We start from the raw sequence: 23,635 nt of genomic DNA, 5'->3' as shown, positions 1-23,635 counted from the left end.
TGTGCTCCCCGCATGCGCGGGGATGGTTCCTGTTCGCGGTGGGGGTGGATCCGTACGGTGCTCTGCTTCCAGCGGGCGAAGAGCAGGAGGCTGCTCGCAGAGCTGCGCAGTGCGCGGGCCAAGGCTGTCGGTGCCGTCGTCCATAGTCGCGGGTGACTGTGAGGAGCGATCCCGATGGACGTGTACAGCGTGATGTGCGTGCGCGACAGCGCCGCAGCACTGGAGTGGTACCGGGTGTTGTTCGGACGTGCGGCGGACGAGGACATCGGCGGCGAATACCTCTGGCAGCTGAGCGAAAAGGCATGGCTTGTCGTTGACGGCTCAGACGCGCACCGGGAGCGGGCGGGCGGGGCGGTGGTCACGCTCGGCGTCGACGACCTCGATGCCGTTCTGGCGCGGCTTGCCGCGAACGGCATTGCCCACGAGCCGGTGGAGACCTACGGCAACGGCGTCCGCCATGTGACCGTGCTGGATCCGGACGGCAACAGTCTGTCGCTCGCCGAGGCCCCCGCCGAGTAAGGGGTCCGCAGTCGGCGGGCGGTGCCGCCAACGCCGTTCCATCGTCAGGGGAGAGGCGAGCGGCAACGCCAGGAGAGGCCGCACCAGTTTGGGCAGGGCTGCCACACGTCCCCTCGGACGCTCCGCTCGAACCGGTGGTCCACCATCTCGCAGGCGTGCCGGCCGGGTGCGGGCAGTGCCTCAGCCGTCTCCCACGGAACCCCTGATCGGACGCAGGGGCCGGAGGGGGACCGTGCTCAGGCCAGGAGGGAGCCCAGCGGGTCCGTGGTCAGGCGCTGCAGGGAGGCTTGCACGCGCGTATGGACCGCCCGGGCGAGGGACGGCGCGAGCTCGGGGAAGACACGGGTCCAGCTGAGGGCGCGGGAGACGGCGGCCAGCCGCACGGCGGCCGGGACCGCGGCGCGCAGCGCCGCCAAGGGCGCCAGGTCCGACCACGGTTCCAGGTAGGCGTCGCGCAGGCGGCCGAGAGCAGCGGGGTCGGGCGGGCCGCCGGCGGCGAGCCGCTCCAACGGGGCGGCAAGGCCGGCGAAGGGGTGGGTGACGGCGGCGTCGCCCCAGTCGATGAAGCGGTAGCCGCCCGCGCGGACGACGACGTTGCCCAGGTTGAGATCGGTGTGGTCCAGTGACTCCGGAACGCCCGAGTCGGCCAGCACGCCGGCGAGGCGCTCCAGCTCGGGCCGGAACGCCGTCAGCTCGGGCAGTTCGCGGCCCGGCTCAGCCGCGCCCAGGCTGACGAGGAGGGCGTGGATGCGCGCCGGCAGCGCGGACGGGCGCAGGTCCGGGACATCGAGGACGAACAGGTCCCGCACCCGGTCGGCCAGCGACCGCTGCAGGTGCGCGTAGGCGGCCACGACCGACTCCCACGCCGCCGCCGAGCCGGTCCCGCGCCCGTCCAAGTGCTCCAGCACCGTCGGACCGCCGTCCGGCAGCAGGATCCAGCCGCGCTTCGCGTCGACGCCGAGCGGCTGCAGCACCCGGCCCGGCACCCACGACGGCAGGGCGCCGACCAGCGCCGCCTCGCAGCCGCTGTCCGGGACGGCCTTGAACCAGACGTCGCCGTGCGAGGTGGCGAACCGGGCCGTGCTCGACCACGGCCGCACGCGCACGTGCGGCGGCACCGGCAGCAGCTCCCGCCCGCGCTCGGTCAGCCGGCTCTCGACCCAGCCGGTCAGCTCCGCACGCTGCGCGGGATCCTCCCACAGCGCCAGCCGCAGCTCCGCATAGTCGACCCCGTCCATACCTCCACGCTAGTCCAGCCGGCCGGCGCAGAACCGCCGCGGCCGGCCGTCTGACCCGGCCGGAACCGGCAGATCTGCGGTGGTTCCGGGCGCTGTGGACCCCCGCCGTCCACAGACGCCCCAGCACCGTTCGCGGGCACCCCCAGGCTGGCGCAGACGGAGCGCGCTGCCGGACCCCGACCCACCCCACTACGGCGGTTGCGCCGAGGCGTACGCGGCGGACAACGAGCACAGCCTCATGAACGCCTACGACGAGCGCCCCGCGAGGCTCGCGCTCGCCGGCGACGTGGCAGGCCGCCGCATCCTCGACGCGGGCTGCGGCGCCGGTCCGCTGACCGCGGCACTGCGCGACCGCGGTGCTGAGGTGACCGGCATCGACGCCAGCGCCGCCATGCTGGCGCCGGCCCGCCGGCGGCTCGGCGACGACGCAGACCTGCACGTGGCCGACCTGGCCGACCCGCTTCCCTTCGCCGACCACGCGTTCGACGGTGCCGTCGCCTCCCTCGTCCTCCACTACCTGGAGGACTGGGGGCGCCACTGTCCGAGATGCGGCGCGTGCTCCGCCCAGGCGGGCGGCTCATCGCGTCGGTCCAGCATCCCTTCGCCGACTTCGCCCTCCGGGATCCGCGCCCCGACTATTCGGCGACCGCCAGCTACACCGACGAGTTCACGTACAGCGGCCCGACCATCGCCCTGACGTTCCGGCGCCGGCCGCTGCACGCGATGCCCGGCGCCTTCACCGCAGCGGGATTCCGCATCACCGCACTCAGCGAGCCGCAGCCCGACCCGGCCGCCCGCGAGCTCTTTCCCGAGGACTACCGGATCCTGCCGGCCGGTATCGGGTTCCTCTTCTTCGCGGCCGAGTCGCCCGCGGAAGGCTGAGCCCAGCCACCGGGTCCGCCAGAAGACCCGGAAACGCCGAAGGGCCGCCCCGCACTCCGGTGCGGGGCGGCCCTTCGGGCGATTCAGGAAACGCCGGGGCGCGTCAGCCGGAGATGCCGTCGAGGCGCTTGGCGATGGCGCTCTTGCGGTTGGCCGCCTGGTTCTTGTGGATGATGCCCTTGCCAGCGGCCTTGTCCAGCTGGCGGGCGGCGGAGCGCTGCAGCTCGGTGGCCTTGGCGGCGTCACCGGCGTCGGCGGCCTCGCGGAACCGGCGGATCGCGGTCTTCAGCGACGACTTCACCGACTTGTTGCGCATACGGGCCTTCTCGGCCTGGCGGATGCGCTTCTTCTGCTGCTTGATGTTGGCCATGCGAGAACGTTCTCCAGGAAATTTCGGGTGCGGTGGTCGTGTCGCGCGGCCTGCTCCGCGGGCAGCCGATCCGCGGGGCCGGCGGCGGTCGCCACCGGATGAACAAGTCCGAAAGGGCTCAATCGAACGTGGAACGCCCGAGACACGGGCTTCCATTATGCATCCTCCCGGCAACTGATCCGGACACCGGTCCGCGTCGGACCACCGCACGGGGGCAGGGAGGGCCGGCTGCCGGGCCAGACGCGGCAGCCGCCGGCGCCGCTCAGCCGGCCGGCGCCACCCAGCCGTCGATGTAGGCGTTCCACTCGCCCTCGGGCGCGGAGTCGATGCCGAGGACCGCTGCGCCGTAGTCCTCGCGCAGCCCGGCCCGGGTCAGGCCGATCCGGATGCCCTCGACCGCGGTCGCCGCCGTCTCCGTCCCGGCGTCCTCGCCGCCCCGGGCCGGCACCCCGAACCGCACCTTGGTGCCCGCGGCCTCCTCGCGCTCCAGGGCGGCGGCCGTCTCCTCCACCTGGCGCACCATGTAACCGCCGTACATCGAGTCGGTGGGCATGCGCGCGTTGTGCCCGGGCACCACGATGATGTCGGCGCGCTCGGCCACCGTGCGCACGAACCCCTTCGACCAGTACCGCTCGCCCCGGTCGATCGCGAAGAACGGCGCGCGCAGGCCCGGGATCAGCTCCACCGGCAGCGTCTGCACCGACAGCAGCGCATCCTCGCCGAGCTCGTCGCGCACCTGCTCCAGCAGCGCGCCCATCGACGGGTCGTTCACCGAGACCGGGCTGATGTCCAGGTGCACTCCGTCGAACCCGGCCGCGGCCACCCCGCCGGCCGCCGCGGTGAGCTCGGCGCGCGCGTCCTCGCTGAACCGGTCCTGCACCAGCGACGACCCGTCGGCGCGGTGCCGCAGCGTGCCGAGCAGCGCGACGCCGGGCAGCTCCTCATCGGCCCAGGCCAGAAACGCCTCGGCCGCATCCGACGCCGGGTCGGCGGCCACGGTGCCGTCCGCCTTGATGGCGCCCACGGCGACGTAGAGCTCGGTGATCCCGCCCTGCGCCACCCGCGCGGCCAGCTGCTTCCGGTCCGCCGCATCGGCCTTCCCGGTCAGCCAGCGCCCGTCCAGCCAGGCCGCGTTCTCCCCCTGCGAGGCCGCCCAGCCGGCCGGGTCGCCGCTGAACCGCGCGCTGAGCAGCGCGCCCGCAGCGACAATCACCAGGAGGACCGCCGCGAGGGCGGCGAGCAGGCGCGTCAGCAGCCACTTCACCGGTGTCTCCCGTTCCGTTGGGGTGGCATAGCCTGAGACCGGCCGCCTCCGTGCGGGCACCCGGTGTCGGAGGACATGGGACCATAGGGGCGGTACCCGCGCACCCGGCCGTCGTGCCGCATGCAGTCTGCCGCATGCCCTGGGGTCGCGCAGCCCTGACGAGAACGTGAACGGAGCACGGTGGCACAGCCGAATCGGACCGATCCTGCGCTGATCCGCAATTTCTGCATCATCGCGCACATCGACCATGGCAAGTCGACGCTGGCCGACCGCATGCTCCAGTTGTCCGGCATCGTCGAGGACCGCCAGATGCGGGCCCAGTACCTCGACCGGATGGACATCGAGCGCGAGCGCGGCATCACCATCAAGTCGCAGGCCGTGCGGCTGCCGTTCACCGCGCTGGACGACGCCGAATACGTCCTCAACCTGATCGACACCCCCGGCCACGTCGACTTCTCCTACGAGGTCTCCCGCTCCCTGGCCGCTTGCGAGGGCGCCGTGCTGCTGGTCGACGCCGCGCAGGGCATCGAGGCGCAGACGCTGGCCAACCTCTACATGGCGCTGGAGAACGACCTCGCCATCATCCCGGTCCTGAACAAGATCGACCTGCCCGCCGCCCAGCCGGAGAAGTACGCCGAGGAGCTGGCCGGGATCATCGGCTGCGACCCGGGCGACGTGCTCAAGGTCAGCGCCAAGACCGGCGAGGGCGTGGAGGAGCTGCTCAACGAGCTGGTCCGGCAGGTGCCGGCGCCGGTGGGCGACGCGGACGCGCCCGCCCGCGCGATGATCTTCGACTCCGTCTACGACACCTACCGCGGCGTTGTCACCTATGTCCGGGTCGTCGACGGCCACCTTGGCACCCGCGAGCGCATCACCATGATGTCCTCCGGCGCCTCGCACGAGGCGCTCGAGATCGGCGTCATCTCGCCGGAGCCCACTAAGGTCGCCGGCCTCGGGGTCGGCGAGGTCGGCTACCTGATCACCGGCGTGAAGGACGTCCGCCAGTCCCGGGTCGGCGACACCATCACCACCGCCGTGCGCGGGGCCGCCGACATGCTCGCGGGCTATGAGGACCCCAAGCCGATGGTGTTCTCCGGGCTCTACCCGATCGAGGGCACCGACTACCCGGTGCTCCGGGACGCCCTGGAGAAGTTGCAGCTCAACGACGCCGCGCTGGTGTTCGAGCCGGAGACCTCGGCCGCGCTCGGCTTCGGCTTCCGGTGCGGCTTCCTCGGCCTGCTCCACCTGGAGATCACCCGCGCCCGGCTGGAGCGCGAGTTCGACCTCGCCCTCATCTCCACCGCGCCCAACGTCATCTACCAGGTGGAGATGGAGGACGGCACCGAGCACGAGGTGACCAACCCCAGCGAGTTCCCCGAGGGCAAGATCGACAAGGTCTACGAGCCGATGGTCAAGGCCACGCTGCTCTCCCCGGCGGACTTCGTGGGGCCGATCATGGAGCTCTGCCAGTCCCGCCGCGGCAACCTGCTCGGCATGGACTACCTGTCCGAGGACCGGGTGGAGATGCGCTACACGCTCCCGCTCGCCGAGATCGTGTTCGACTTCTTCGACCAGCTGAAGTCGCGCACCAAGGGCTACGCCTCACTCGACTACGAGCCCACCGGTCAGCAGGCATCCGACCTGGTCAAGGTCGACATCCTGCTGCAGGGCGAGGCCGTCGACGCCTTCTCCGCCATCGTGCACAAGGACCACTCCTACGCCTACGGCACGGAGATGACCAAGAAGCTGCGCGACCTCATCCCGCGGCAGCAGTACGAGGTGCCGATCCAGGCCGCCATCGGCGCCCGGGTCATCGCCCGCGAGAACATCCGCGCCATCCGCAAGGACGTGCTCTCCAAGTGCTACGGCGGCGACATCAGCCGCAAGCGCAAGCTGCTGGAGAAGCAGAAGGAGGGCAAGAAGCGGATGAAGATGGTCGGCCGGGTCGAGGTGCCGCAGGAGGCGTTCATCTCCGCCCTGTCCACCGGCGCCGAGCCCAAGGACGACGCGAACAAGAAGAAGTAGGGCACCGCGCGCCGCGCACCGGGCACCGCCCGGGCCGCCGCAGATCGGGGCGCTCCCGCCGCGCGGGAGCGCCCCGATGCCGTACCCGCCCCTCAGCCCTTGACCGCCCCGGACGTCAGCCCCTCGCTGATGTAGCGCTGCAGGAACCAGAACACCGCCACCGTCGGCAGGGAGAGCAGCACCGCGCCCACCGCGAACATCCCGAAGTTGGCGTTGCGCTGGGAATCCACCAGCTGGTAGAGCCCCAGCCCCAGGGTCTGGGCGTCCGTGTCCCGCAGGAACACGCTGGCCAGCAGGAACTCGTTGATGGTGTTGATGAACACCAGCAGCGCCACGATCGCCAGCACCGGGGTGACCAGTGGCAGCATGATGCGGAAGAACACCTGGGCGTGCGTCGCGCCGTCCATCTGCGCGGACTCGTCCAGCTCGGTCGGCACGGTGTCGAAGAAGCCCTTCATCAGCCACGTGTTGATGCTCAGCGCCCCGCCGAGGTACACCAGCAGCAGCCCCCACCGGGTGTCGAAGCCGATCGCCGGATAGAGCTCGCCGAGCCGGGAGAACATCAGGTAGATCGCCACGATCGCCAGGAACTGCGGGAACATCTGGATCACCAGGAGCGCAACCAGTCCGACCCGCCGCCCGGCGAACCGCATCCGGCTGAAGGCGTAGGCCGCCAGTGCGGACAGCAGCACGGTGGCCGCCGCGTTGGTGACGGCGAAGAACAGCGAGTTGGCGTACCAGGCGGCGAACGGGGTGCTGCGGAACAGCTCCCGCGCGCTGGCCAGGCTGGCGCCGGTCGGCCACAGCTGGGAGCTGCTCAGCGTGCCCACCGGGTTGAGCGCGGCCGAGACCACGAACAGCACCGGGAAGAGCGCGAAGCCGGCGACCACCCACATCACCGCGTGGCGCCAGCCCAGGCGGCCGGCCCACAGCGCGAAGCGCCTGCCGGTGCTGCGCTGGTAGCCGGCGCCGCCGCGCGCCGGCCGGTCCGCTGCTCCGACGCCGGCGCGGGGGTCGGTCGTGCTCATCGGTCCACCTCCTGCAGGGCCCGGGTGCGGCGCAGGCTGGCGACCGACATGCCTGAGACGATCAGGAAGATCAGCACCGACAGCGCGGCGGCATAGCCGTACTGCGCGGTGGCCTCGCTGAACGCCAGCCGGTAGGTGTAGGTGATGAGCAGGTCGGTGGCACCGCCCGCGGCGGTGCCCTCCGAGCTGAACGGGCCGCCCCGGGTGATCAGCCACACCGCGTTGAAGTTGTTGAAGTTGAACGCGAACGTGGCGATGAGGATCGGTGCCATCGCCACCATCAGCAGCGGCAGGGTGACGTGCCGGAACGCCTGCCACGGGCCGGCCCCGTCGAGCTGCGCCGCCTGGCCCAGCTCCCGGGGGATGGCCTGCAGCGCTCCGGTGGCGACCAGGAACATGTACGGGTAGCCCAGCCACACGTTGGCGAGGACGACCGCGAACCGGGCCGCCCACGCATCCCCCAGCCAGTCGACCTGCAGTCCGAGCATCCGGTTGAACAGGCCGAAGTCGGCGTTGAACATGTCCCGCCAGAGCAGGTACATGGCCAGCGAGCTCATCGCGTAGGGCAGGACGACCAGGATCCGGTAGACCGCCTTGCCGCGCATCGCGGGCACGTGCAGGGCCAGCGCCACGGCCAGGCCCACCGCGAACACCAGGAAGGTGACCACCGCGGCGAACGCGATGTTCCACACCAGGGTGGAGAAGAACGAGGACGCGAACGATCCGCTGGCAAGGAACCGGAGGAAGTTGTCCAGCCCCACCCCGACCTGCCAGCCCTGGGGCAGGCTCTGCCCGTCCTCGCTGACGAACGCGCCGCGCTCGTTGTCGGCGCGGTAGACGGTGCCGGTCGCGGTGTCCTCGACGCAGTCGCACGCCTCGTCGTAGACGCGGACGGCACTGCCCTCGAACGCGCTGGACAGGCCGCTGGAGCGGATGCCGGCCCCGTCGCCGGTCGGCACGGCGAACTCCTGCAGCTCGCCGCTGCGCGCGTTCACCTCGGCGGGGGAGAGGACGGTGTAGCCGAGGGCGCCGGTGATCCGGCCGGATTCCTCCACCTGGGCGCCGGCCAGGTCGCTCAGCCCTTCCCCGGTGCCCGCGAAGGCGTTGCCCCGGTCGTCGGCGAGGAGGAAGACGAGGTCGCCGTTCTCCGGGTCCCCGCTGGTGGCGACGGTGAGGGCGAACTCCTCCGAGTCGGCGTCCTGGGTCACCGAGAACGCCTCGATGGACGCGATCGCCTGCTCCTTCGACCCCCGGTGCCCGTCGCTCATATTGGTGACCGAGGTGCTCATCGTGTAGAGCACCGGGAAGATCTGGAAGGCCATCAGGAACAGCACCCCGGGGACCAGGTACTTGGCCGGGACGGCGCGCCTGCTGAAGTAGACCCGGTAGACCAGCGCCACCACTGCGGCGACCAGGCCGAGCCCCCACCACGCGCCCGCCAGGTACAGCGGCAGGGCGGCCCACACGCCGAGGGCGGTGAACAGGCCCAGCAGGAGGATCTTCACGGCCTGCCCGGCAAGGGAGGCGCCGGCCAGCGGGTGCGCGGGGCGGCGGTCCGCGGATGCCCCCGGGATGGGGCTGTCCGCGGGGCCGGGGCGGTGAGCCGCCACCGCTACTCGCCGATCCGCTCGGTGACCGTGTCGTGCGCGGTCTCCAGGGCCTCGCGCGGGTCGGCGCCGCCGATGATCTGGGCCTGGGCGACACCCAGGGGCTCCCACGTCTCGCCCATCTCCGGGATGCTCGGCATCGGGACGCCGTCCGCGCCGGTCTCGGCCATGGTGGACACGTCGGGGTCGTCGGCGGAGACGCTCTCCAGCGCCTCGGACTGCACCGGGGTGCGCGGGTCGGCCTCGTACAGCGCCAGGATGAACTCGGAGTCGGTGACGTAGTTGACCACGAACTCCTCGGCTAGGGCGCTGTTGGCGCTGCCCTCGGTCACGAAGAAGGACTGGTAGCCGATGTAGGGGGTGGCCGGGTCCATGCCGGCGAAGCCGGGGAGGGCGCTGATCTCGTAGTCGATGCCGGATTCGGCGGCGTCGGCGATGCTCCACGGGCCGGCCACGAAGAACGGCGCCTTGCCGTCGAAGAACAGCGCGTCCTGGTTCTCCAGGGTGATGGAGCGGCGCAGCACCCCCTCGCCCTCCTCGCCGTACTCGGCGACCTTCTCCATCGCCTCGATGGTCGCGTCGGAGCCGATGCCGAGGTCGGAGGGGTCGGGGTTGCCCTCGGCGTCCTCGCCGAAGAGGTATCCGCCGGCCGAGGACATCAGGGCGTTCATCCGGTAGGGGTCGCCCTCCTGGCCGACCGCCATCGCCAGGACCTCCTCGGCTTCCCCGGAGTCGGTGAGCTCGCTGCCCGCCTCGACCAGGTCCTCGAAGGTCTCCGGGGCGTCCGGAGCGAGCTCGGTGTTGCGCATCAGGAAGATGTTCTCCTGCGCGTAGGGCACGCCCAGGAGCTGGTCCTCCAGGGTCATCGCGGCCACGGCCCGCTCGTCCAGCGTGCCGGCGCGGTCGGCGGGCAGCTCGATCGGCTGGACGGTGCCGTTGCGCAGCAGGTTGCCGGTCCAGTCGTGGGCGCCGATGAAGACGTCGGGGGCGTTGCCGGCCTGGTGGGCGTTGACCACGTCGCCCTGGATGTCGTCGAAGGAGACGTTCTGGACGTCGACTTCGATGCCGTTGGCCTCGGAGAACTCGGCGGCCGCGCTCTGGATGGCGTCGGCGCGCTCGGGGTCGGACCAGATGACGAGGGTGCCTGCGGCGCTGCCGTCGCCGTCCCCGCTGCCTCCGCCGCAGGCGGTTGCCGTCAGGGCGAGCGCGGCGAAGCCGGCGGCCGCCCGCGCGCTTCGGGATCTCATGGTGGTTCCTTCCGGGGGCCTTTCGGGGGGTGCGCACGCGGCGCTGCGGAGGACCCGGCCGCTGCGGCGCGCGTAGTGATGCGACGTTAGCAACAGCTTGCAGTCTTTGAAAGGCTTTGCAAGAACCACGGATGAAGACGGCGAAACCACCCCGAATCGGTTGGGTGCCGGGGTGCTCGCCCGCCAGGCGGGCCGATCGCCCGGAAGCGCAGGCGGGAACGGGTGCGCCCGGGCGGCCCGCCGCGCGCACGTGCCGGGCGGCCCCGCAGGGCCGCCCGGCACGGGGCGGGAAGGGCCAGGCCAGCGCTACGGCAGCGGCACCGCCTCGGCGCCGGCGTCCGCCGAACGCAGCCAGACCGCGGCCTCGGCCGGCAGGCGCAGCCTGCCGTCCGCGCACTCCGCATCCGGGCCGCTGGCCAGGAGCACCTCGCCGGATGCGGCCAGCTCCACCGGCTCGGCGGTCAGGTTGACGGCCACCCGCACCCCCGCCTCGCGTGCGAAGTACAGGACGCCCTCGGGTGCCTCCAGCCAGCGCAGCGCGCCGTCGCCGAGGCCGTCCAGCTCCCGCCGCAGCCGCAGCGCCCCGGTGTACAGCTCCAGGGTGGAGCCCGGAGTGCCGCGCTGGGCCGCGCGGGACAGCCCCGCCCACGAAACCGGCATGGGCAGCCACGGCACGGAGCCCTCGGGGCCGAACCCGTACGGCTCCGCGGTGCCCTCCCACGGCAGCGGCACGCGGCAGCCGTCGCGGCCGCGGTCGCTGTGGCCCGACCGCTTCCACGTCGGGTCCTGCAGGGTGTCCTCGGGAAGGTCGGTGACCTCGGGAAGGCCCAGTTCCTCGCCCTGGTAGAGGTAGACCGAGCCGGGCAGGCCCAGGGTGAGCAGTGCCGCCGCCCGGGCGCGGTGCAGCCCCCGCGGGCCCCCGCCGAACCGGGTCACGTGCCGGACCACGTCGTGGTTGGAGAGCACCCAGGTGGTGGTCGCGCCGACGGCCCCGTTGGCCGCCAGGGAGGCGTCGACCACCGCGCGCAGCCGCGCCGCGTCCCACGGGGCGGTCAGGTACTCGAAGTTGAACGCCTGGTGCAGTTCGTCCGGGCGCAGGTAGCGCGCCACCCGGTCGGCGTCCTCCACCCACGCCTCCGCCACCAGTGCGCGCTCGCCCGGGTAGGAGGCGGCAAGGGCCGACCAGCGCCGGTAGATGGCGTGCACGCCGTCCTGGTCGAAGTAGGGCAGCGAGGTGCTGCCGTCGAGCAGGTCGGCCTTTGCGCCGGGGTCGATGTCGGGCAGGGCCGGGTCCTTCACCATGCCGTGCGCCACATCGATCCGGAAGCCGTCCACGCCTCGGTCCAGCCAGAACCGCAGCACGTCGTCGAACTCGGTGTGCACCTCCGGGTGGGTCCAGTCGAAGTCGGGCTGCTCGGGGTCGAACAGGTGCAGGTACCACTGCTCGGGGGTGCCGTCGGGCCGCTTGAGGCGGGTCCAGGCCGGACCGCCGAAGATCGACTTCCAGTTGTTCGGCGGCTTCCCGCCGTCCGGGCCCTTGCCGTCCCGGAAGATGTAGCGCGCCCGCTCCGGCGCACCCGGCTCGGCCGCCACCGCCGCGCGGAACCAGCGGTGCGCCGAGGAGGAGTGGTTGGGGACCACGTCGATGATCACTCGGATGCCCAGGATGTGGGCCGCCTGGAGGAGGCCGTCGAAGTCGGCGAGGGTGCCGAAGCGGGGGTCGACGTCGCGGTAGTCGGCGACGTCGTAGCCGCCGTCGGCAAGGGGCGAGACGTAGAAGGGGGTCAGCCAGATCGCGTCGATGCCCAGCTCGGCCAGGTGGGGGAGGCGCTCGCGGATCCCGGCCAGGTCGCCCTCCCCGTCCCCGTTGGAGTCGGCGAAGCTGCGCACATAGATCTGGTAGATGGCGGCATCGCGCCACCAGCGTGCCGTGTGCTGCATCATCGGGGCCCTTCCCAGAAGACGGCTGCAATTTCTTGCGCAACATTACCGGCAACTTTTCATCTGCTGGCGGCAAACTCGACTAGGGTGAGCGCCATGGGTCCACGACTTGCCGACATCGCGCGGCACGCAGGCGTCAGCGAGGCCACCGTTTCGCGGGTGCTCAACGACAAGCCCGGCGTCGGCCAGGAGACCCGCAAGGCCGTGCTCACCGCCCTCGACGTGCTCGGCTATGAGCGCCCGGCGCGCCTGCGGCAGCGCTCCGCCGGGCTGGTCGGGATGGTCACCCCCGAACTCGACAACCCGGTATTCCCGATGTTCGCCCAGGCGGCGGAGGGGATCCTCGCCCAGCGCGGCTTCACGCCGGTGCTGTGCACCCAGACACCCGGCGGGATCACCGAGGACGAGTACGTCGACCTGCTCCTGGAGCGCAACGTCTCCGGGATCCTCTTCGTCTCCGGAAAGCACGCCGACACCGCCGCCTCGCACGAGCGCTACCACACCCTGGTCTCCCGGGGGTTGCCGATCGTGCTGGTCAACGGCTACTCCGACGCCATCCCCGCCGCCTTCATCTCCGCTGACGACCGGGCGGCCGGCCGCCTGGCCGTCAACCACCTGGCGGCCCTGGGCCACACCCGCATCGGCTTCACCAGTGGCCCCGAGCGCTACGTGCCGGTCCGCCGCAAGCTGGCCGGCTTCCACGCGGCGATGGCCGAGCACGGGATGGACAGCGAGGGCCTGGTCGAGCTCTCCCTGTTCGGGGTCGAAGGCGGCAGCGCCGCGGCCGGCCGCCTGATCGAGCGCGGGGTCACCGCCATGGTCTGCGGCTCGGACATGATGGCGCTCGGCGCCATCCGCGCGGCCCGCCAGTACGGACTGCGCGTGCCGGCGGACTTCTCCGTGGTCGGCTATGACGATTCCCAGCTCATCGCCTTCACCGACCCGCCGCTCACCACCGTCCGCCAGCCGGTCACCGCCATGGCCATGGCGGCCGTGCGGGCCCTGTGCGACGAGATCGCCGGCTACCCCGTCTCGCACGCCGAGTACGTCTTCGACCCGGAGCTGGTCGTGCGCAGCTCCACCGCAGTCGCACCCTCCGGGCCCGCCCGCTCCGGAGCGGGCGGCGCCGCCTCCGCCGCTGCGCAGGCCCCCGGCGCACCGCTGTCCCGCGGCCGCGAGGGCGCGCCGCAGGGCTAGGGCGTGTGTGGTGGACACCTGCCCTGCTCGCGACGGACGCCACCCACCGCACACGCCCTAGCCGGCCGGCTCCGCCGGTGGCGGGAAGGCGCCGCACCGGCCTCCGGAGCGGCACTGTGCGGCGGATCTCCCCCGCGGTGCGGTGCTGCTTCGCTGCGGGTCCGCGGCCGGTCCGGGCACTCGCCGTGATCGCCGAGACTGGGGGTATGCCTTCTGTCGTGCTCGACGGGGAGCCCGTGCCCGCGGACGGCCGGCTCCCGGCGGAGTCCGCGGCCGGGTTCGGGACCCGCCCGTTCGGCTTCTACGTCCACGTCCCGTTCTGCGCCACCCGGTGCGGCTACTGCGACTTCAACACCTATACCGCCGCCGAGCTCGTCTCCCGGGACGGCACGGCCACCGCGAGCCGCGAGACCTACGCCGACCAGGCGGTGCGCGAAGTGCGGTTCGCCCGCCGCGCGGTGGAGTCCTCCGGCGGTACGCCGGCGCCGGCCGCCACGGTCTTCGTGGGCGGCGGCACGCCGACCCTGCTGCCGCCCGAGGACCTCGGCCGCATCCTCGCCGCGGTCCGCGCCGAGTTCGGCCTCGCCCCGGACGCCGAGGTCACCACCGAGGCCAACCCGGAGACCGTCGGGCCCGGAGAGCTGGCCCGCCTGCGCGAAGCCGGCTTCACCCGCATCTCCTTCGGGATGCAGAGCGTCCGCCCGCACGTGCTGGAGGTCCTGGAGCGCACCCACACCCCGGGGAGGCCGCAGCAGTGCGCGCAGTGGGCCCGCGAGGCCGGCTTCGAGCACGTCAATCTCGACCTGATCTACGGCGCACCGGGCGAGACCGACGACGACTGGCGCGCGTCGCTGGACGCGGCCCTCGAAGCCGGTCCCGACCACGTCTCGGCGTACTCGCTGATCGTGGAGGAGGGCACCCGGCTCGCCGCTCGGGTGCGCCGCGGCGAGGTCGTTCCCGCCGAGGACGACGCGCTCGCCGACCGCTACGTCATCGCCGACGACCTGCTCACCGGGGCCGGGCTCACTGCCTACGAGGTCTCGAACTGGTCCCGCGGCACCGCCGCCCGCAGCGCGCACAACCGGCTCTACTGGACCGGCGGCGACTGGTGGGGCGTCGGCCCCGGCGCGCACAGCCACGTCGGCGGCACCCGCTGGTGGAACGTCAAGCACCCCGGCGCCTACGCCGCGCGGATCGCCGCGGACACCTCGCCCGGCCACGCCCGCGAGGTGCTGTCGGCCGAGGACCGCCGCTTCGAGCGCATCCTGCTGGAGCTGCGCATCGCTGAAGGCTGCCCGCTCAGCCTCCTGGACTCCGGCGGCCGCGCGGCGGCGGAGCGCGCCGTCGCCGACGGCCTGCTGGAACCGGGCGCGCACGCCGCGGGCCGCGCCGTCCTCACCCGCCGCGGCCGCCTGCTGGCCGACGCAGTGGTGCGCGACCTGACCTGAGCGCCGCCGGCGCGCCCGCGAACGCAGTGAGGGGCGGTGCCGGCCGGGGACCCTGGCCGACACCGCCCCTGGTGCACCGGTGCGTGCCTCGGCGCCGCACGCTTCCGTGCTGCTGCTACTTCGCGATCGGGATGCCCATCGGGTACTTGTACCACTCGCCCTGCTTGGCGGCGGTGTTGGCCTTCACCCCGAGGATGATGGCGATCACCAGAGTGACGACGTAGGTCAGCAGCCCGATCAGGATCACCATCAGCAGGCTGTTGATGATCTGGATGATGCCCATCAGCAGGTGGAAGTTGGCCGCCTGGCCGATGTGGTGGCGCGCGAAAGGCGAGGCGTCGCCCTTGGCGAAGTACATGATGATCGGGATCAGCGGGATGAAGGCGCCGCCGATGTGGCTCAGCGCGATCAGCCCCGGCTCATCCGGGCGCAGCTGCGTGTCCTGCCCGTAGCCGCCCTGGGCGTAGGGCTGCTGGCCGCCGTACTGGTAGCCGCCCTGCTGCTGGGCATAGCCCTGCTGGCCGTAGCCCGGCTGCCCGCCGGGGGGCGGGCCGTACCCCTGCTGGGCGCCCGACGGCTGGCCGTAGCCGGGGTAGCCCTGGGGCTGCTGGCCGTAGCCGGGGTGGCCCGGCTGGGCGGGCTGCTGCTGGCCGTACTGCTGCCCGTACTGCGCGGGCTGGCCGGGCTGCTGGCCATAGCCCTGCTGGCCCTGCTGGCCGTAGGGGGCCGGCTGGTTACCGGGCTGCTGGGCGCCGTAGCCCTGCTGTGCGCCGCTCGGGTACTGGCCGTAGGGATCGGGCTGGGGAGGGTACGCCATGGCTTGGAGCTCCTGAGAAATCGACGTTTCGGTCCGGGGGAGCGGGGGATGCGGGGGGCTGCTTCGGGACTACTTCACGAGGCGCAGGGTGAGCGGGTACCGGTACCAGCCCCCCTTGTTGGCCCGCATCGCCGCAAGGACTCCGAACAGGATGGACACCGCCCACACCGCGGCGATGAGCAGGGAGCCCACAAGGGACAGCTGCGGGGCCCAGATACCGATGGCGATGTAGGCGATCCATGCCACGGCGTACGGGATCAGCAGGGTGATCTGGAAGTTGACCGCTTCGCTGGTGTGCGCGCGGGTGAACGCCGAGCGGTGCTTCTGCACCGCGTGCACCAGCAGCGCCGGCAGCCACCCCAGGCACGCCATGATCAGGCCGGACAGGTGGGCCACCATCGCCCACGTGGGGTCCTCCGCGCTGGGCGGCGGCGCAGCCGGCCCGGCCGGTGCATACCCGGGTGCGCCCGGAGCCGTCCCCGGCGCCCCGTGGCCGGGCGGCGGGCCGTAGGGGGCCTGGCCGCCGGGCATCGGAGCGCCCGGCGCCGGCTGCGGACCGGACGGCGGGCGCAACTGCGGCCCCGGAGGCGGGCCCTGCGGTGCCGGCGGCGGGCCCTGCGGTGCCGGCGGCGGCATCGGGCCGCCCGGCGGGACGGGCTGCTGCGGCGACCCGGCATGCCCTCCCGGTCCGCCCGCGGGCGCCCCCGCGACGGGGTACTGCGCGGGGTCGGAGGGGTGTGGTCGGTTCGGCGGGGTCTCGCTCATCTCGTCCCTTGGTCTGCGGAGGGCTGTCGCACGGCGGCGGCGCACCCGCCGGTGCGGGCCTCGGCCCGCGCCGGCGGTCCGGCGTCCCCGCCGGCCGCCCCTGTTCGCCCGGAGGCATGCTCGGTGGACCAGTGTCCTGGTGCGCGGCGGTCGGCACGCCCGTCGCGGCGTCCCGATCCGATAGGAGAGCGGTGCGGCGGGCCCGGCCCCGACTCCCTATGCTCCGGCACCAGGGCACCGTCCGCTGCGGACGCCATCCACCGAGCACGCCCCAGGGCATACTCAGTGGATAACTGTCCGCTCGCGACGGACGCCATCCACCGAGCACGCCCTAGTCTTCCATCAACGTCGGGTCGGTGACGAAATCGATGAGCTCCTCGACCCTTCCGAGCAGCTCCGGTTCCAGGTCGGCGTAGCTGCGCACGGAGCCCAGGATGCGCTGCCACGCCTCGCCCGGCTCTTCGCGGCTGCCCAGCGCCTGCAGCACGCCCGTCTTCCAGTCCGTGCCGCGCGGGACCTCCGGCCACGCCGCGATACCCAGCGCCGACGGCTTCACCGCCTGCCACACGTCGATGAAGGGGTGCCCGGTCACCAGCACGTGCGGGGAGGAGACCTGCTCGGCGATCCGGCTCTCCTTGGACCCCGGAACGAGGTGGTCGACGAGCACGCCGAGGCGCCGCCCCGGGCCGGGGCCGAATTCGGCCACGACCTCGGGGAGGTGGTCCACCCCCTCCAGGAATTCCACCGCGACCCCCTCCACCCGGAGGTCGTGGCCCCAGATGCGCTCCACCAGTTCGGCGTCGTGGGCGCCTTCCACGTAGATGCGGCTCTCCCGGGCGACGCGGGCCGGCGCGTTGCGCACCGCGATCGACCCCGAGGCGCTGCGCACCGGGCCGGACGGCGCCGCGCGCGCCGGGCGCACCGCGGTCACCGCGCGGCCGTCGAGCAGGAACGCGGCCGGCGCGAGGTCGAACACCCGCGTCGCGCCGCCCCGGTCCTCCAGGGTCACGGTGGACTTGTCCCACGTGGTGACGGCGCCGCAGAAGCCCTCGTCGGCGGATTCGAGCACCAGGCCCGGCTCCAGCTCGACCCGCTCCACCGCGCCCTTCTTCGGCCGGCGCCAGTCCCCGGCGAGGACGTCGCCGCCGTACCTGTCGGTTCTGTCGCTTCGTCTCGGCACGGGCGGGAGTGTAGCGGGCGCGGTGCGCGAGCGGCAGGGCAGCGGCGGGCGCGGCGCGGCGGCCGCGCCCCCTGCTGCCCTGCGCCGCCGGTCGTCCGGAGCGGCGGCGACCCGCTATGCCGCGCGGCGCCGCGCGGTGAAGCACGCGGCGATGATGCCGCCGCCGAGCGCGCCGCCGACCAGCGGCGGGAGGGCGATCGCGGCGAAGGAGAGCGGCAGGCCGCTCGCCCCACTGGGGATGCTGTCTGCGGTCACCGTGAAAGCGGGCGGTGCCTCTGCGCCGGCGGCCGCGCCCCTGCTGCAGTCCAGCGTGTACTCGCCCGCGTCCTCCGGAGTGACGGCGCCGATCGTGAACCACTCCGTATCGCCGCCGTAGTCGATGACGGCCTCCTCCGCCGGCGGAGCGACGGCGAGGTCCTGGCCGCCCGGGCCGGCCACCGCGCAGTCGGCGCTGCCGTCCGCCCCCGGGCTGTCGGAGAGCAGCGTCCACTCCTGCCCGGCCTGCCCGCCGGAGACGGTGAAGGCAGCGGGGTCGCCCTCGGTTTCAGCGGCAAAGGCGGGAACCTGCTCTCCCCGGTCGATCGACCAGACCAGGCCGGCGCCCGCACCGGCGAGGCCGAGCACGAGGGCTGCGGCGCCCAGGAGGTAGCGGGCGCGGCCCGGCCTCTTCAGCGGGCTTCCCGGGCCGCCTGCGCCTCTGGGGCTGGTCGGGCCGCCGGTACGGCCGGGGCCGCCCGGGGCGCCGGAGTCCGCCGGCTGCTGTGCTGCGTCGCCGCCCGGCAGGCGGTCCGTACCGGGGGTCGGGGGGTGGGTGCGCAGAGCCATCGGGCGATGGTCCCTCTCCCGCCCGCGGGGTGCAAGCGGTTCGGCCGATTCGCCCGGCAAGTGCGCCTTTCGCGGCACCGGCCGCGCGGTCCGGTGCGGCCGCCGCAAGCCGGACTTGGCCGGGAGGCATAGAATTAGCACTTGAGACTGCGGAGTGCCAGGAGGTGAGTGCGTGCTGAACGATCGGAAGCTCGCGGTGCTACGCGCCATCGTCGAAGACTTCGTCTCCACAGAGGAGCCGGTCGGGTCGAGGGCGCTGTCGGAGCGGCACACGCTCGGGGTGTCGCCCGCAACGATCCGCAACGACATGGTGGCGCTCGAGGACGAGGGCTACATCGCCCAGCCGCACACCAGCGCCGGGCGCATCCCCACCGACAAGGGCTACCGGCTGTTCGTCGACCGGCTGTCCACGGTGAAGCCGCTGTCGCCGGCCGAGCGCCGGGCGATCGAGACCTTCCTCGGCGGCGCCGTCGACCTCGACGAGATCGTCGCTCGCACGGTGCGGCTGCTCGCGCAGCTCACCCGGCAGGTGGCCATCGTCCAGTACCCGTCGCTGACCCGCTCCGCGGTCCAGCACGTCGAGCTGGTGCCGATCGGCCCGCAGCGGCTGATGATGGTCCTCATCACCAACACGGGCCGGGTCGAGCAGCGCGTGGTCGACTCCCGCGACACGATCGCCGAGGAGTCGGTGGAGGCGCTGCGGCGTGTGTTCAACCACTCCCTGGCCGGCACCTGGCTCTCCGACGCGCGCTCGATCGCCGCGCAGCTGCCCGAGCAGGTGGACCCGCAGGACCGGCCACTCGCCCAAGCCGTGCTCTCGGTCCTCCTGGAAAGCCTGGTCGAGGGGCACGAGGAGAAGGTCGTGCTGTCTGGGACGGCCAATCTCGCGGGCATGGGATTCTCCGCTAGCCTGCGGGACGTACTCGAAGCGCTGGAAGAAAACGTCGTCCTCATCCGTTTGCTCGGTGAGGCGGGAGACCCTTCCATGCTGACAGTGCGCATCGGTGCGGAGAACTCCCACGAAGGGCTCAGGGGTACCTCCATCGTGTCCGCCGGCTACGGCGTCGGCGACCAGTCCCTGGCCAAACTCGGAGTGGTGGGACCGACGCGCATGGACTATCCGGGAACGATGGGAGCGGTTCGCGCCGTGGCCCGATACGTAGGTTCGATATTGGCGGGGCAGTAAGTGGCCAGAGACTATTACGAGATCCTCGGTGTGCGCCGGAACGCGTCCAAGGACGAGATCAAGAAGGCGTACCGGCGACTCGCTCGGGAACTCCACCCTGACGTCAACCCCGACCCCGCCACCCAGGAGCGGTTCAAGGAGGTGACCCAGGCGTATGAGGTCCTGTCCGACGAGCAGAAGCGGGCCATGTTCGACCGGGGCGCCGATCCGTTCGCTTCGGGCATGGGCGGCGCCGGCGGCGCCGGCGGGTTCGGCGGCGCGGCCGGGTTCCCCTTCGACGACATCCTGAACGCCTTCTTCGGCGGCCAGGCCGGCCCCCGGCCCGGCGCGCGGGAGCGGGCGCGGCGCGGCCGCAGCATCAAGGTCCGGGTCGAGCTGGACCTCGCCGAGACCGCGTTCGGGGTGACCAAGGAGGTCACCTTCCCCACCGCCGTGCTGTGCTCCACCTGCCAGGGCGAGGGCACCGCGGCCGGCACGTCGCGGCACACCTGCGGCATGTGCCAGGGCAGCGGCGAGGTGACCCAGATGCAGCAGTCCTTCATGGGCCGCGTGATGACGTCCCGCCCCTGCCCCCAGTGCAGCGGCCAGGGCACGGTCATCTCCGACCCGTGCGCCGACTGCTCCGGCGAGGGCCGGGTGCGCGAGCGGGTCACCCGCACCGTGCAGATCCCGGCGGGCGTCGAGGACGGCACCCAGATCCAGCTGGCCGGCGAGGGCGAGGTCGGGCCGAACGGCGGCCCGCGCGGCGACATCTTCCTGGAGATCGTCGAGCGCGCGCACCCGCTCTTCGAGCGCCGCGGCGACGACCTGCACTGCACCGTCACCGTGCCGATGACGGCCGCCGCGCTCGGGGCTTCGTTCGCCATAGAGACCCTCGACGGCGAAGAGGAGATCGACCTGCGGCCGGGCACCGACTCCGGCCACGTGATCACCCTCGGCAGCAAGGGCGTGCGGCACCTCGACGGGGGCGGCCGCGGCGACCTGATGATCAAGTTCGAGGTGGAGACGCCGGGCAAACTCGACGAGGAGCAGGAGGCGCTGCTGCGCAAGCTCGCCGAACTGCGCGGCGAGGACAAGCCCCCGGGCAAGTTCAGCCCCGGCCACGGCGGCCTCTTCTCCCGCCTCCGCGGCGCCTTCGGCGCCCGCTGAAGCAGTACGGGCAGCAGCAGCACGTCCGCCCGCTCCGCACGGATCCCGTGCGGAGCGGGCGGACGGCTGTGCGCCCTCTGACGCACCGCGGCCACCGCACCACCGCACCACCGCACTGTGAAGGGACGGGCCGCCATGACGGTTCCGGTGTTTCTCGCCGAGCCGGGCGCACTGGACGGTGCGACCGCCCTCCTGACCGGCCCGGAGGGCCGGCACGCCGCAACGGTCCGCCGCATCGCGGTGGGCGAGGCGGTCGACCTCGTCGACGGGGCGGGCACCCGCGCCCGCTGCACCGTGGCCGAGGTCGCCAAGGACACCGTGCGCTGCACGGTCCAGCAGCGCCGCACCGACCCGCCGCCGCAGCCGCCGCTCACCGTCGTGCAGGCGCTGCCGAAGGGGGAGCGCGGCGAACTCGCCGTCGAGGTGATGACCGAGGCCGGCGCAGACCGCATCGTGCCGTGGGCCGCCGAGCGGTGCATCACCCGGTGGAAGGGCGAACGCGCGGCAAAGTCCCTGGCCAAATGGCGGTCCGCCGCGCGCGAGGCCGCCAAGCAGTCCCGCCGCAGCCGCCTGCCGGACGTGGCCGGCCTGGCCTCCACCGCCGAGGCGGCCGAACTGGTGCGCGGCGCCGCGCTCGCCGCCGTCCTGCACGAGAGCGCCGAGGAGCGCCTGGCTGCCCTGCCCCTTCCGGTACCGCGCGAGCAGACGCCCGCGAGGGCGGGCGGCCGCTCGGCAGCCGAGGACGGTGATCCCGCAGTAGCGGGGATCGTGCTGATCGTCGGCCCCGAAGGCGGCGTGTCTGACGCCGAACTCGACGCCTTCACCGCCGCCGGCGCCATCCCGGCCCTGCTCGGACCGACTGTCCTGCGGACCTCGACCGCGGGTGTCGCAGCGCTTTCCGTCCTGCAGGCCCGGCTCGGCCGCTGGTAGACCGGCGGCACCCCACCGCTGTCCTGCGGTCGAGGGGCCGCCGCGCGGCGCAGCGATCGGCGCCGAGACGGAGATCCGGACGGTGCGCCGGGTCCGAGGGCCGGTCCGCCACTCCGCGGAGCCGCCGGCCGGCGGGGCCCGGCCTGCCGCCGCTCTCTCTGCAGGCTCTCTGCAGGGCGTTGGCGAGCCCAGCAGGCGAGGCGGACTCGGCCCGGGTCGGCGCCCGTCGGCACCCGGCGAAGAGCTGGAGTGCGGAGCCGCCGATGAAGCCGGAGAAGAAGGAACCGCTGGAGAACGCGCGCGGTTCCGGCCGCGGCCCCCGCGGCCCCCGCGACCGCCGCACGCACGCGGCGGAGGTCTTCCGGAGCGGCCCGCTGTGTCGCCCGTACGAAGCGCCGCCCGAATGAAGCCGCGGCTGTGCACGGCCACCAGGGAGCGCTGCCTGTTCCCGCAATCAGCCGGCCGACCCGATCGAACGGCCGGAGCGGTGACCGGTGCCACCACGCGCGATGGCACCGGCGGCGCTGAGCCGGACGGTGCCGCGGCGCGGCGGCTGAGGCGGTACAGGGCCGGAGCCGGGATGCCGGTCCTAGCCGGAAGGTGCTGTGCGTGCGCCGGCGGCGCACGGCCGCCCCGGAGGCCGTGCGCCGCCGGGGCGGCCGTGGCGGACTACTCGACCGGGGGTTCGATCGGCTCGGGCGACGAGCCGTCGCCGCCGCCCGGGTCGGGGGAGGGGGCCTCGCCGTCGCCGTCGCCCGGTGCGGGCTCCTCGGTGCCGGGGAGCGGCTCGCCCGGTTCGCCGCCGGGCTCCGACGTCGAGCCGGTGCCGGGGCCGTCCGTGGGGCAGGGCTCCGGGTCGGCGCTGGCGCTGCGCTCCGGACCGCCGGTGGCCATCGGCGTGGGGGCGTCCGGATCGGTGCCGGGCTCATCGCCGGGCGGGGCGCAGTCCATCGCGGTGGCCTCGCCGCCGCCCTCGCCGCCTTCGGTTCCGGTGCCGCCCGTCGGCTGCCCGCCGGGGTCGGTCCCGCCGCTGCCGCCGCTGCCGGAGGTGTCCCCGTCCGCGGGGTCGCGGGACTGCTCCGGGGCCGCGTAGTCCTGCTGGCCGCCCCCCGCCGCGGACTCGTTCGCGGTCGGGAAGACCTGGTCGCGGAATTGCGGCGTGCCCAGCAGCACGGTGCCGGCGATCGCCGCCGCGGCGCCCACCGCCAGTGCCGGGCGGAGCCACGGCACCGCGAACCAGCCCGCCGCCGAGCGCCCCTCGGCGCGCTCGCGGATGCGGGTCAGTGCTTCCGGTGACGGATCGACCGCGTCGGCCTCTGCGCGCAGGATCGCGCGCAGCCGCTCCTCGGTCTCGTCGTTGAAGGGTTCGGTCATGTGGTCTGCTCCAGAACCGTGCGCAGCGCCGCGATGCCACGGGCCGTGTGGCTCTTGACCGCGCCCTTGCTGATGCCCATCGCGCCGGCGATCTGCGCTTCGGAAAGATCACCGTAGTAGCGGAGCACAATAGCTTCACGCTGCCGGGTGGGCAGCTTGCGCAGGGCGGCGATCACTGCGTCGCGCTCGAGCGCGCCGATCGCTCCGTGCTCGGCGCTGGGCGCGTCCGGCAGGGCCTTGGGGACATGCTTCTCCACCACCGCCCGGTGGCGCAGGACCGAGCGGGCGCGGTTGACCACGGACTGGCGCAGATAGGACAGCGCCTTGTTGGGGTCGCGCAGCCGCCGCCAGGCGCCGTGCATCGCCACGAACGCATCCTGGACGACTTCCTCCGCGGTCGCGTGGTCGCGCACCAGGAGTGCGGCCAGCCGGACCAGGGGCCGGTAGTGCTCGCTGTAGAGCTGCGTCACCGCCTGGTCGGCATTCCACTCGATCGCTGTCGCCGCGGTCCTGCCCGCGACCATCGTTTCCGTCGTCACGTCCGTTTGACGCGCGCCCTTGTCGCCAGGTTTACGAAAGGGCATACCTGTTCTTCTCGTCGACGTGTGGTTCCGGCACATCCGCGCCGACGTCCGCAGCCGGG

Annotated in this window: 20 protein-coding genes, 1 pseudogene and 1 CRISPR repeat array (1 of these 22 only partly in view); of the genes and pseudogenes, 8 read left to right on the top strand and 13 right to left on the bottom strand. The window is 73.1% G+C overall.

Going from position 1 to position 23,635, the window contains the following annotated elements; all coding sequences use genetic code 11:
* A CRISPR array of direct repeats spans positions 1-30; the repeat unit is 29 nt (it extends 548 nt beyond the left edge of the window).
* A gap of 144 nt (positions 31-174) precedes the next feature.
* Positions 175-519: a VOC family protein gene (locus tag ACYVGT_RS10170; protein ID WP_460856378.1), complete on the top strand. Its 345-nt coding sequence runs from the start codon at positions 175-177 to the stop codon at positions 517-519.
* 236 nt (positions 520-755) lie between these two features.
* Here ACYVGT_RS10170 and ACYVGT_RS10165 read toward each other — a convergent pair whose 3' ends face one another.
* Positions 756-1,757 (bottom strand): hypothetical protein, encoded by a 1,002-nt coding sequence (locus ACYVGT_RS10165; protein ID WP_460856376.1) that lies wholly within the window; start codon positions 1,755-1,757, stop codon positions 756-758.
* A gap of 238 nt (positions 1,758-1,995) precedes the next feature.
* On the opposite strand from ACYVGT_RS10165, the pseudogene ACYVGT_RS10160 reads away from it, so the two are divergent.
* Positions 1,996-2,639 (top strand): annotated as a pseudogene (locus ACYVGT_RS10160) (class I SAM-dependent methyltransferase).
* Positions 2,640-2,742: 103 nt separating this feature from the next.
* On the opposite strand, the gene rpsT reads toward ACYVGT_RS10160, so the two are convergent.
* Complete coding sequence (gene rpsT / locus ACYVGT_RS10155) at positions 2,743-3,009, bottom strand: 30S ribosomal protein S20 (RefSeq protein WP_460856374.1); 267 nt, start codon at positions 3,007-3,009, stop codon at positions 2,743-2,745.
* A 262-nt stretch (positions 3,010-3,271) separates the two neighbouring features.
* Positions 3,272-4,273: a hypothetical protein gene (locus ACYVGT_RS10150; protein WP_460856371.1), complete on the bottom strand. Its 1,002-nt coding sequence runs from the start codon at positions 4,271-4,273 to the stop codon at positions 3,272-3,274.
* 180 nt (positions 4,274-4,453) lie between these two features.
* On the opposite strand from ACYVGT_RS10150, the gene lepA reads away from it, so the two are divergent.
* Positions 4,454-6,298: a translation elongation factor 4 gene (gene lepA / locus ACYVGT_RS10145; RefSeq protein ID WP_460856368.1), complete on the top strand. Its 1,845-nt coding sequence runs from the start codon at positions 4,454-4,456 to the stop codon at positions 6,296-6,298.
* A gap of 92 nt (positions 6,299-6,390) precedes the next feature.
* Here lepA and ACYVGT_RS10140 read toward each other — a convergent pair whose 3' ends face one another.
* From ACYVGT_RS10140 to ACYVGT_RS10125, 4 genes are all read right to left on the bottom strand, one after another.
* Positions 6,391-7,326 (bottom strand): sugar ABC transporter permease, encoded by a 936-nt coding sequence (locus ACYVGT_RS10140; RefSeq protein WP_460856365.1) that lies wholly within the window; start codon positions 7,324-7,326, stop codon positions 6,391-6,393.
* Positions 7,323-8,936 carry an ABC transporter permease subunit gene (locus ACYVGT_RS10135; protein ID WP_460856363.1) on the bottom strand — a complete coding sequence of 538 codons (1,614 nt, stop codon included), beginning with the start codon at positions 8,934-8,936 and terminating at the stop codon, positions 7,323-7,325. Before ACYVGT_RS10135 ends, ACYVGT_RS10140 begins: the two co-directional genes overlap by 4 nt.
* A 2-nt stretch (positions 8,937-8,938) precedes the next feature.
* Positions 8,939-10,180 (bottom strand): sugar ABC transporter substrate-binding protein, encoded by a 1,242-nt coding sequence (locus ACYVGT_RS10130; RefSeq protein WP_460856360.1) that lies wholly within the window; start codon positions 10,178-10,180, stop codon positions 8,939-8,941.
* A 306-nt stretch (positions 10,181-10,486) separates the two neighbouring features.
* The gene (locus tag ACYVGT_RS10125; protein ID WP_460856523.1) at positions 10,487-12,121 is read right to left on the bottom strand and encodes a glycoside hydrolase family 13 protein; all 1,635 of its coding nucleotides are present in this window, start codon (positions 12,119-12,121) and stop codon (positions 10,487-10,489) included.
* A 96-nt stretch (positions 12,122-12,217) separates the two neighbouring features.
* Between ACYVGT_RS10125 and ACYVGT_RS10120 the strand changes: the two genes are divergently transcribed.
* Positions 12,218-13,318, top strand: a complete 1,101-nt coding sequence (locus ACYVGT_RS10120; protein ID WP_460856357.1) for a LacI family DNA-binding transcriptional regulator — start codon at positions 12,218-12,220, stop codon at positions 13,316-13,318.
* A 206-nt stretch (positions 13,319-13,524) separates the two neighbouring features.
* A complete protein-coding gene (gene hemW / locus ACYVGT_RS10115; RefSeq protein WP_460856354.1) occupies positions 13,525-14,766 on the top strand; it encodes a radical SAM family heme chaperone HemW in 1,242 nt (413 codons plus the stop codon).
* Positions 14,767-14,881: 115 nt separating this feature from the next.
* Here the strand turns inward: hemW and ACYVGT_RS10110 are convergent, their stop codons facing one another.
* The 4 genes from ACYVGT_RS10110 to ACYVGT_RS10095 all read right to left on the bottom strand — a co-directional run bounded on the left by ACYVGT_RS10110 (position 14,882) and on the right by ACYVGT_RS10095 (position 18,353).
* Entirely contained in the window at positions 14,882-15,583 is a 702-nt protein-coding gene (locus ACYVGT_RS10110; protein ID WP_460856351.1) for a DUF4870 domain-containing protein, read from the bottom strand.
* 69 nt (positions 15,584-15,652) lie between these two features.
* On the bottom strand, positions 15,653-15,982 hold the full coding sequence (locus ACYVGT_RS10105) for a DUF4870 domain-containing protein (RefSeq protein ID WP_460856349.1): 330 nt from the start codon (positions 15,980-15,982) through the stop codon (positions 15,653-15,655).
* 697 nt (positions 15,983-16,679) lie between these two features.
* Complete coding sequence (locus tag ACYVGT_RS10100; RefSeq protein WP_460856346.1) at positions 16,680-17,528, bottom strand: DUF3097 domain-containing protein; 849 nt, start codon at positions 17,526-17,528, stop codon at positions 16,680-16,682.
* A 114-nt stretch (positions 17,529-17,642) separates the two neighbouring features.
* Positions 17,643-18,353, bottom strand: coding sequence for a hypothetical protein (locus ACYVGT_RS10095; RefSeq protein WP_460856344.1), 711 nt, complete (start codon positions 18,351-18,353; stop codon positions 17,643-17,645).
* Positions 18,354-18,525: 172 nt separating this feature from the next.
* Between ACYVGT_RS10095 and hrcA the strand changes: the two genes are divergently transcribed.
* The 3 genes from hrcA to ACYVGT_RS10080 all read left to right on the top strand — a co-directional run bounded on the left by hrcA (position 18,526) and on the right by ACYVGT_RS10080 (position 21,618).
* Entirely contained in the window at positions 18,526-19,539 is a 1,014-nt protein-coding gene (hrcA, locus tag ACYVGT_RS10090; protein WP_460856342.1) for a heat-inducible transcriptional repressor HrcA, read from the top strand.
* Positions 19,540-20,688: a molecular chaperone DnaJ gene (gene dnaJ / locus ACYVGT_RS10085; RefSeq protein WP_460856340.1), complete on the top strand. Its 1,149-nt coding sequence runs from the start codon at positions 19,540-19,542 to the stop codon at positions 20,686-20,688. It abuts the gene before it with no gap.
* A 135-nt stretch (positions 20,689-20,823) separates the two neighbouring features.
* Entirely contained in the window at positions 20,824-21,618 is a 795-nt protein-coding gene (locus ACYVGT_RS10080) for a 16S rRNA (uracil(1498)-N(3))-methyltransferase (protein ID WP_460856338.1), read from the top strand.
* A gap of 669 nt (positions 21,619-22,287) precedes the next feature.
* Here the strand turns inward: ACYVGT_RS10080 and ACYVGT_RS10075 are convergent.
* Together ACYVGT_RS10075 and ACYVGT_RS10070 are read right to left on the bottom strand one after the other, a co-directional pair.
* A complete protein-coding gene (locus ACYVGT_RS10075) occupies positions 22,288-22,992 on the bottom strand; it encodes a hypothetical protein (RefSeq protein ID WP_460856335.1) in 705 nt (234 codons plus the stop codon).
* On the bottom strand, positions 22,989-23,516 hold the full coding sequence (locus ACYVGT_RS10070) for a SigE family RNA polymerase sigma factor (RefSeq protein WP_460856521.1): 528 nt from the start codon (positions 23,514-23,516) through the stop codon (positions 22,989-22,991). The genes ACYVGT_RS10075 and ACYVGT_RS10070 overlap by 4 nt, the downstream gene beginning before the upstream one ends.
* Positions 23,517-23,635 lie beyond the last annotated feature (119 nt).

The organism is Nocardiopsis coralliicola, from assembly GCF_054779695.1.
The sequence above is the reverse complement of the archived record's forward strand: the minus strand, read 5'-3'. Positions and strand labels throughout refer to the sequence as shown.

Coding starts and splice junctions, on each gene's coding strand:
- ACYVGT_RS10130 (WP_460856360.1), bottom strand. CDS start 10,180: ATGAGATCCCGAAGCGCGCGGGCGGCCGCCGGCTTCGCCGCGCTCGCC.
- ACYVGT_RS10140 (WP_460856365.1), bottom strand. CDS start 7,326: ATGAGCACGACCGACCCCCGCGCCGGCGTCGGAGCAGCGGACCGGCCG.
- ACYVGT_RS10120 (WP_460856357.1), top strand. CDS start 12,218: ATGGGTCCACGACTTGCCGACATCGCGCGGCACGCAGGCGTCAGCGAG.
- ACYVGT_RS10075 (WP_460856335.1), bottom strand. CDS start 22,992: ATGACCGAACCCTTCAACGACGAGACCGAGGAGCGGCTGCGCGCGATC.
- ACYVGT_RS10110 (WP_460856351.1), bottom strand. CDS start 15,583: ATGGCGTACCCTCCCCAGCCCGATCCCTACGGCCAGTACCCGAGCGGC.
- ACYVGT_RS10125 (WP_460856523.1), bottom strand. CDS start 12,121: ATGCAGCACACGGCACGCTGGTGGCGCGATGCCGCCATCTACCAGATC.
- ACYVGT_RS10070 (WP_460856521.1), bottom strand. CDS start 23,516: ATGGTCGCGGGCAGGACCGCGGCGACAGCGATCGAGTGGAATGCCGAC.
- ACYVGT_RS10080 (WP_460856338.1), top strand. CDS start 20,824: ATGACGGTTCCGGTGTTTCTCGCCGAGCCGGGCGCACTGGACGGTGCG.
- ACYVGT_RS10165 (WP_460856376.1), bottom strand. CDS start 1,757: ATGGACGGGGTCGACTATGCGGAGCTGCGGCTGGCGCTGTGGGAGGAT.
- rpsT (WP_460856374.1), bottom strand. CDS start 3,009: ATGGCCAACATCAAGCAGCAGAAGAAGCGCATCCGCCAGGCCGAGAAG.
- ACYVGT_RS10170 (WP_460856378.1), top strand. CDS start 175: ATGGACGTGTACAGCGTGATGTGCGTGCGCGACAGCGCCGCAGCACTG.
- hemW (WP_460856354.1), top strand. CDS start 13,525: ATGCCTTCTGTCGTGCTCGACGGGGAGCCCGTGCCCGCGGACGGCCGG.
- ACYVGT_RS10095 (WP_460856344.1), bottom strand. CDS start 18,353: ATGGCTCTGCGCACCCACCCCCCGACCCCCGGTACGGACCGCCTGCCG.
- ACYVGT_RS10105 (WP_460856349.1), bottom strand. CDS start 15,982: ATGGTGGCCCACCTGTCCGGCCTGATCATGGCGTGCCTGGGGTGGCTG.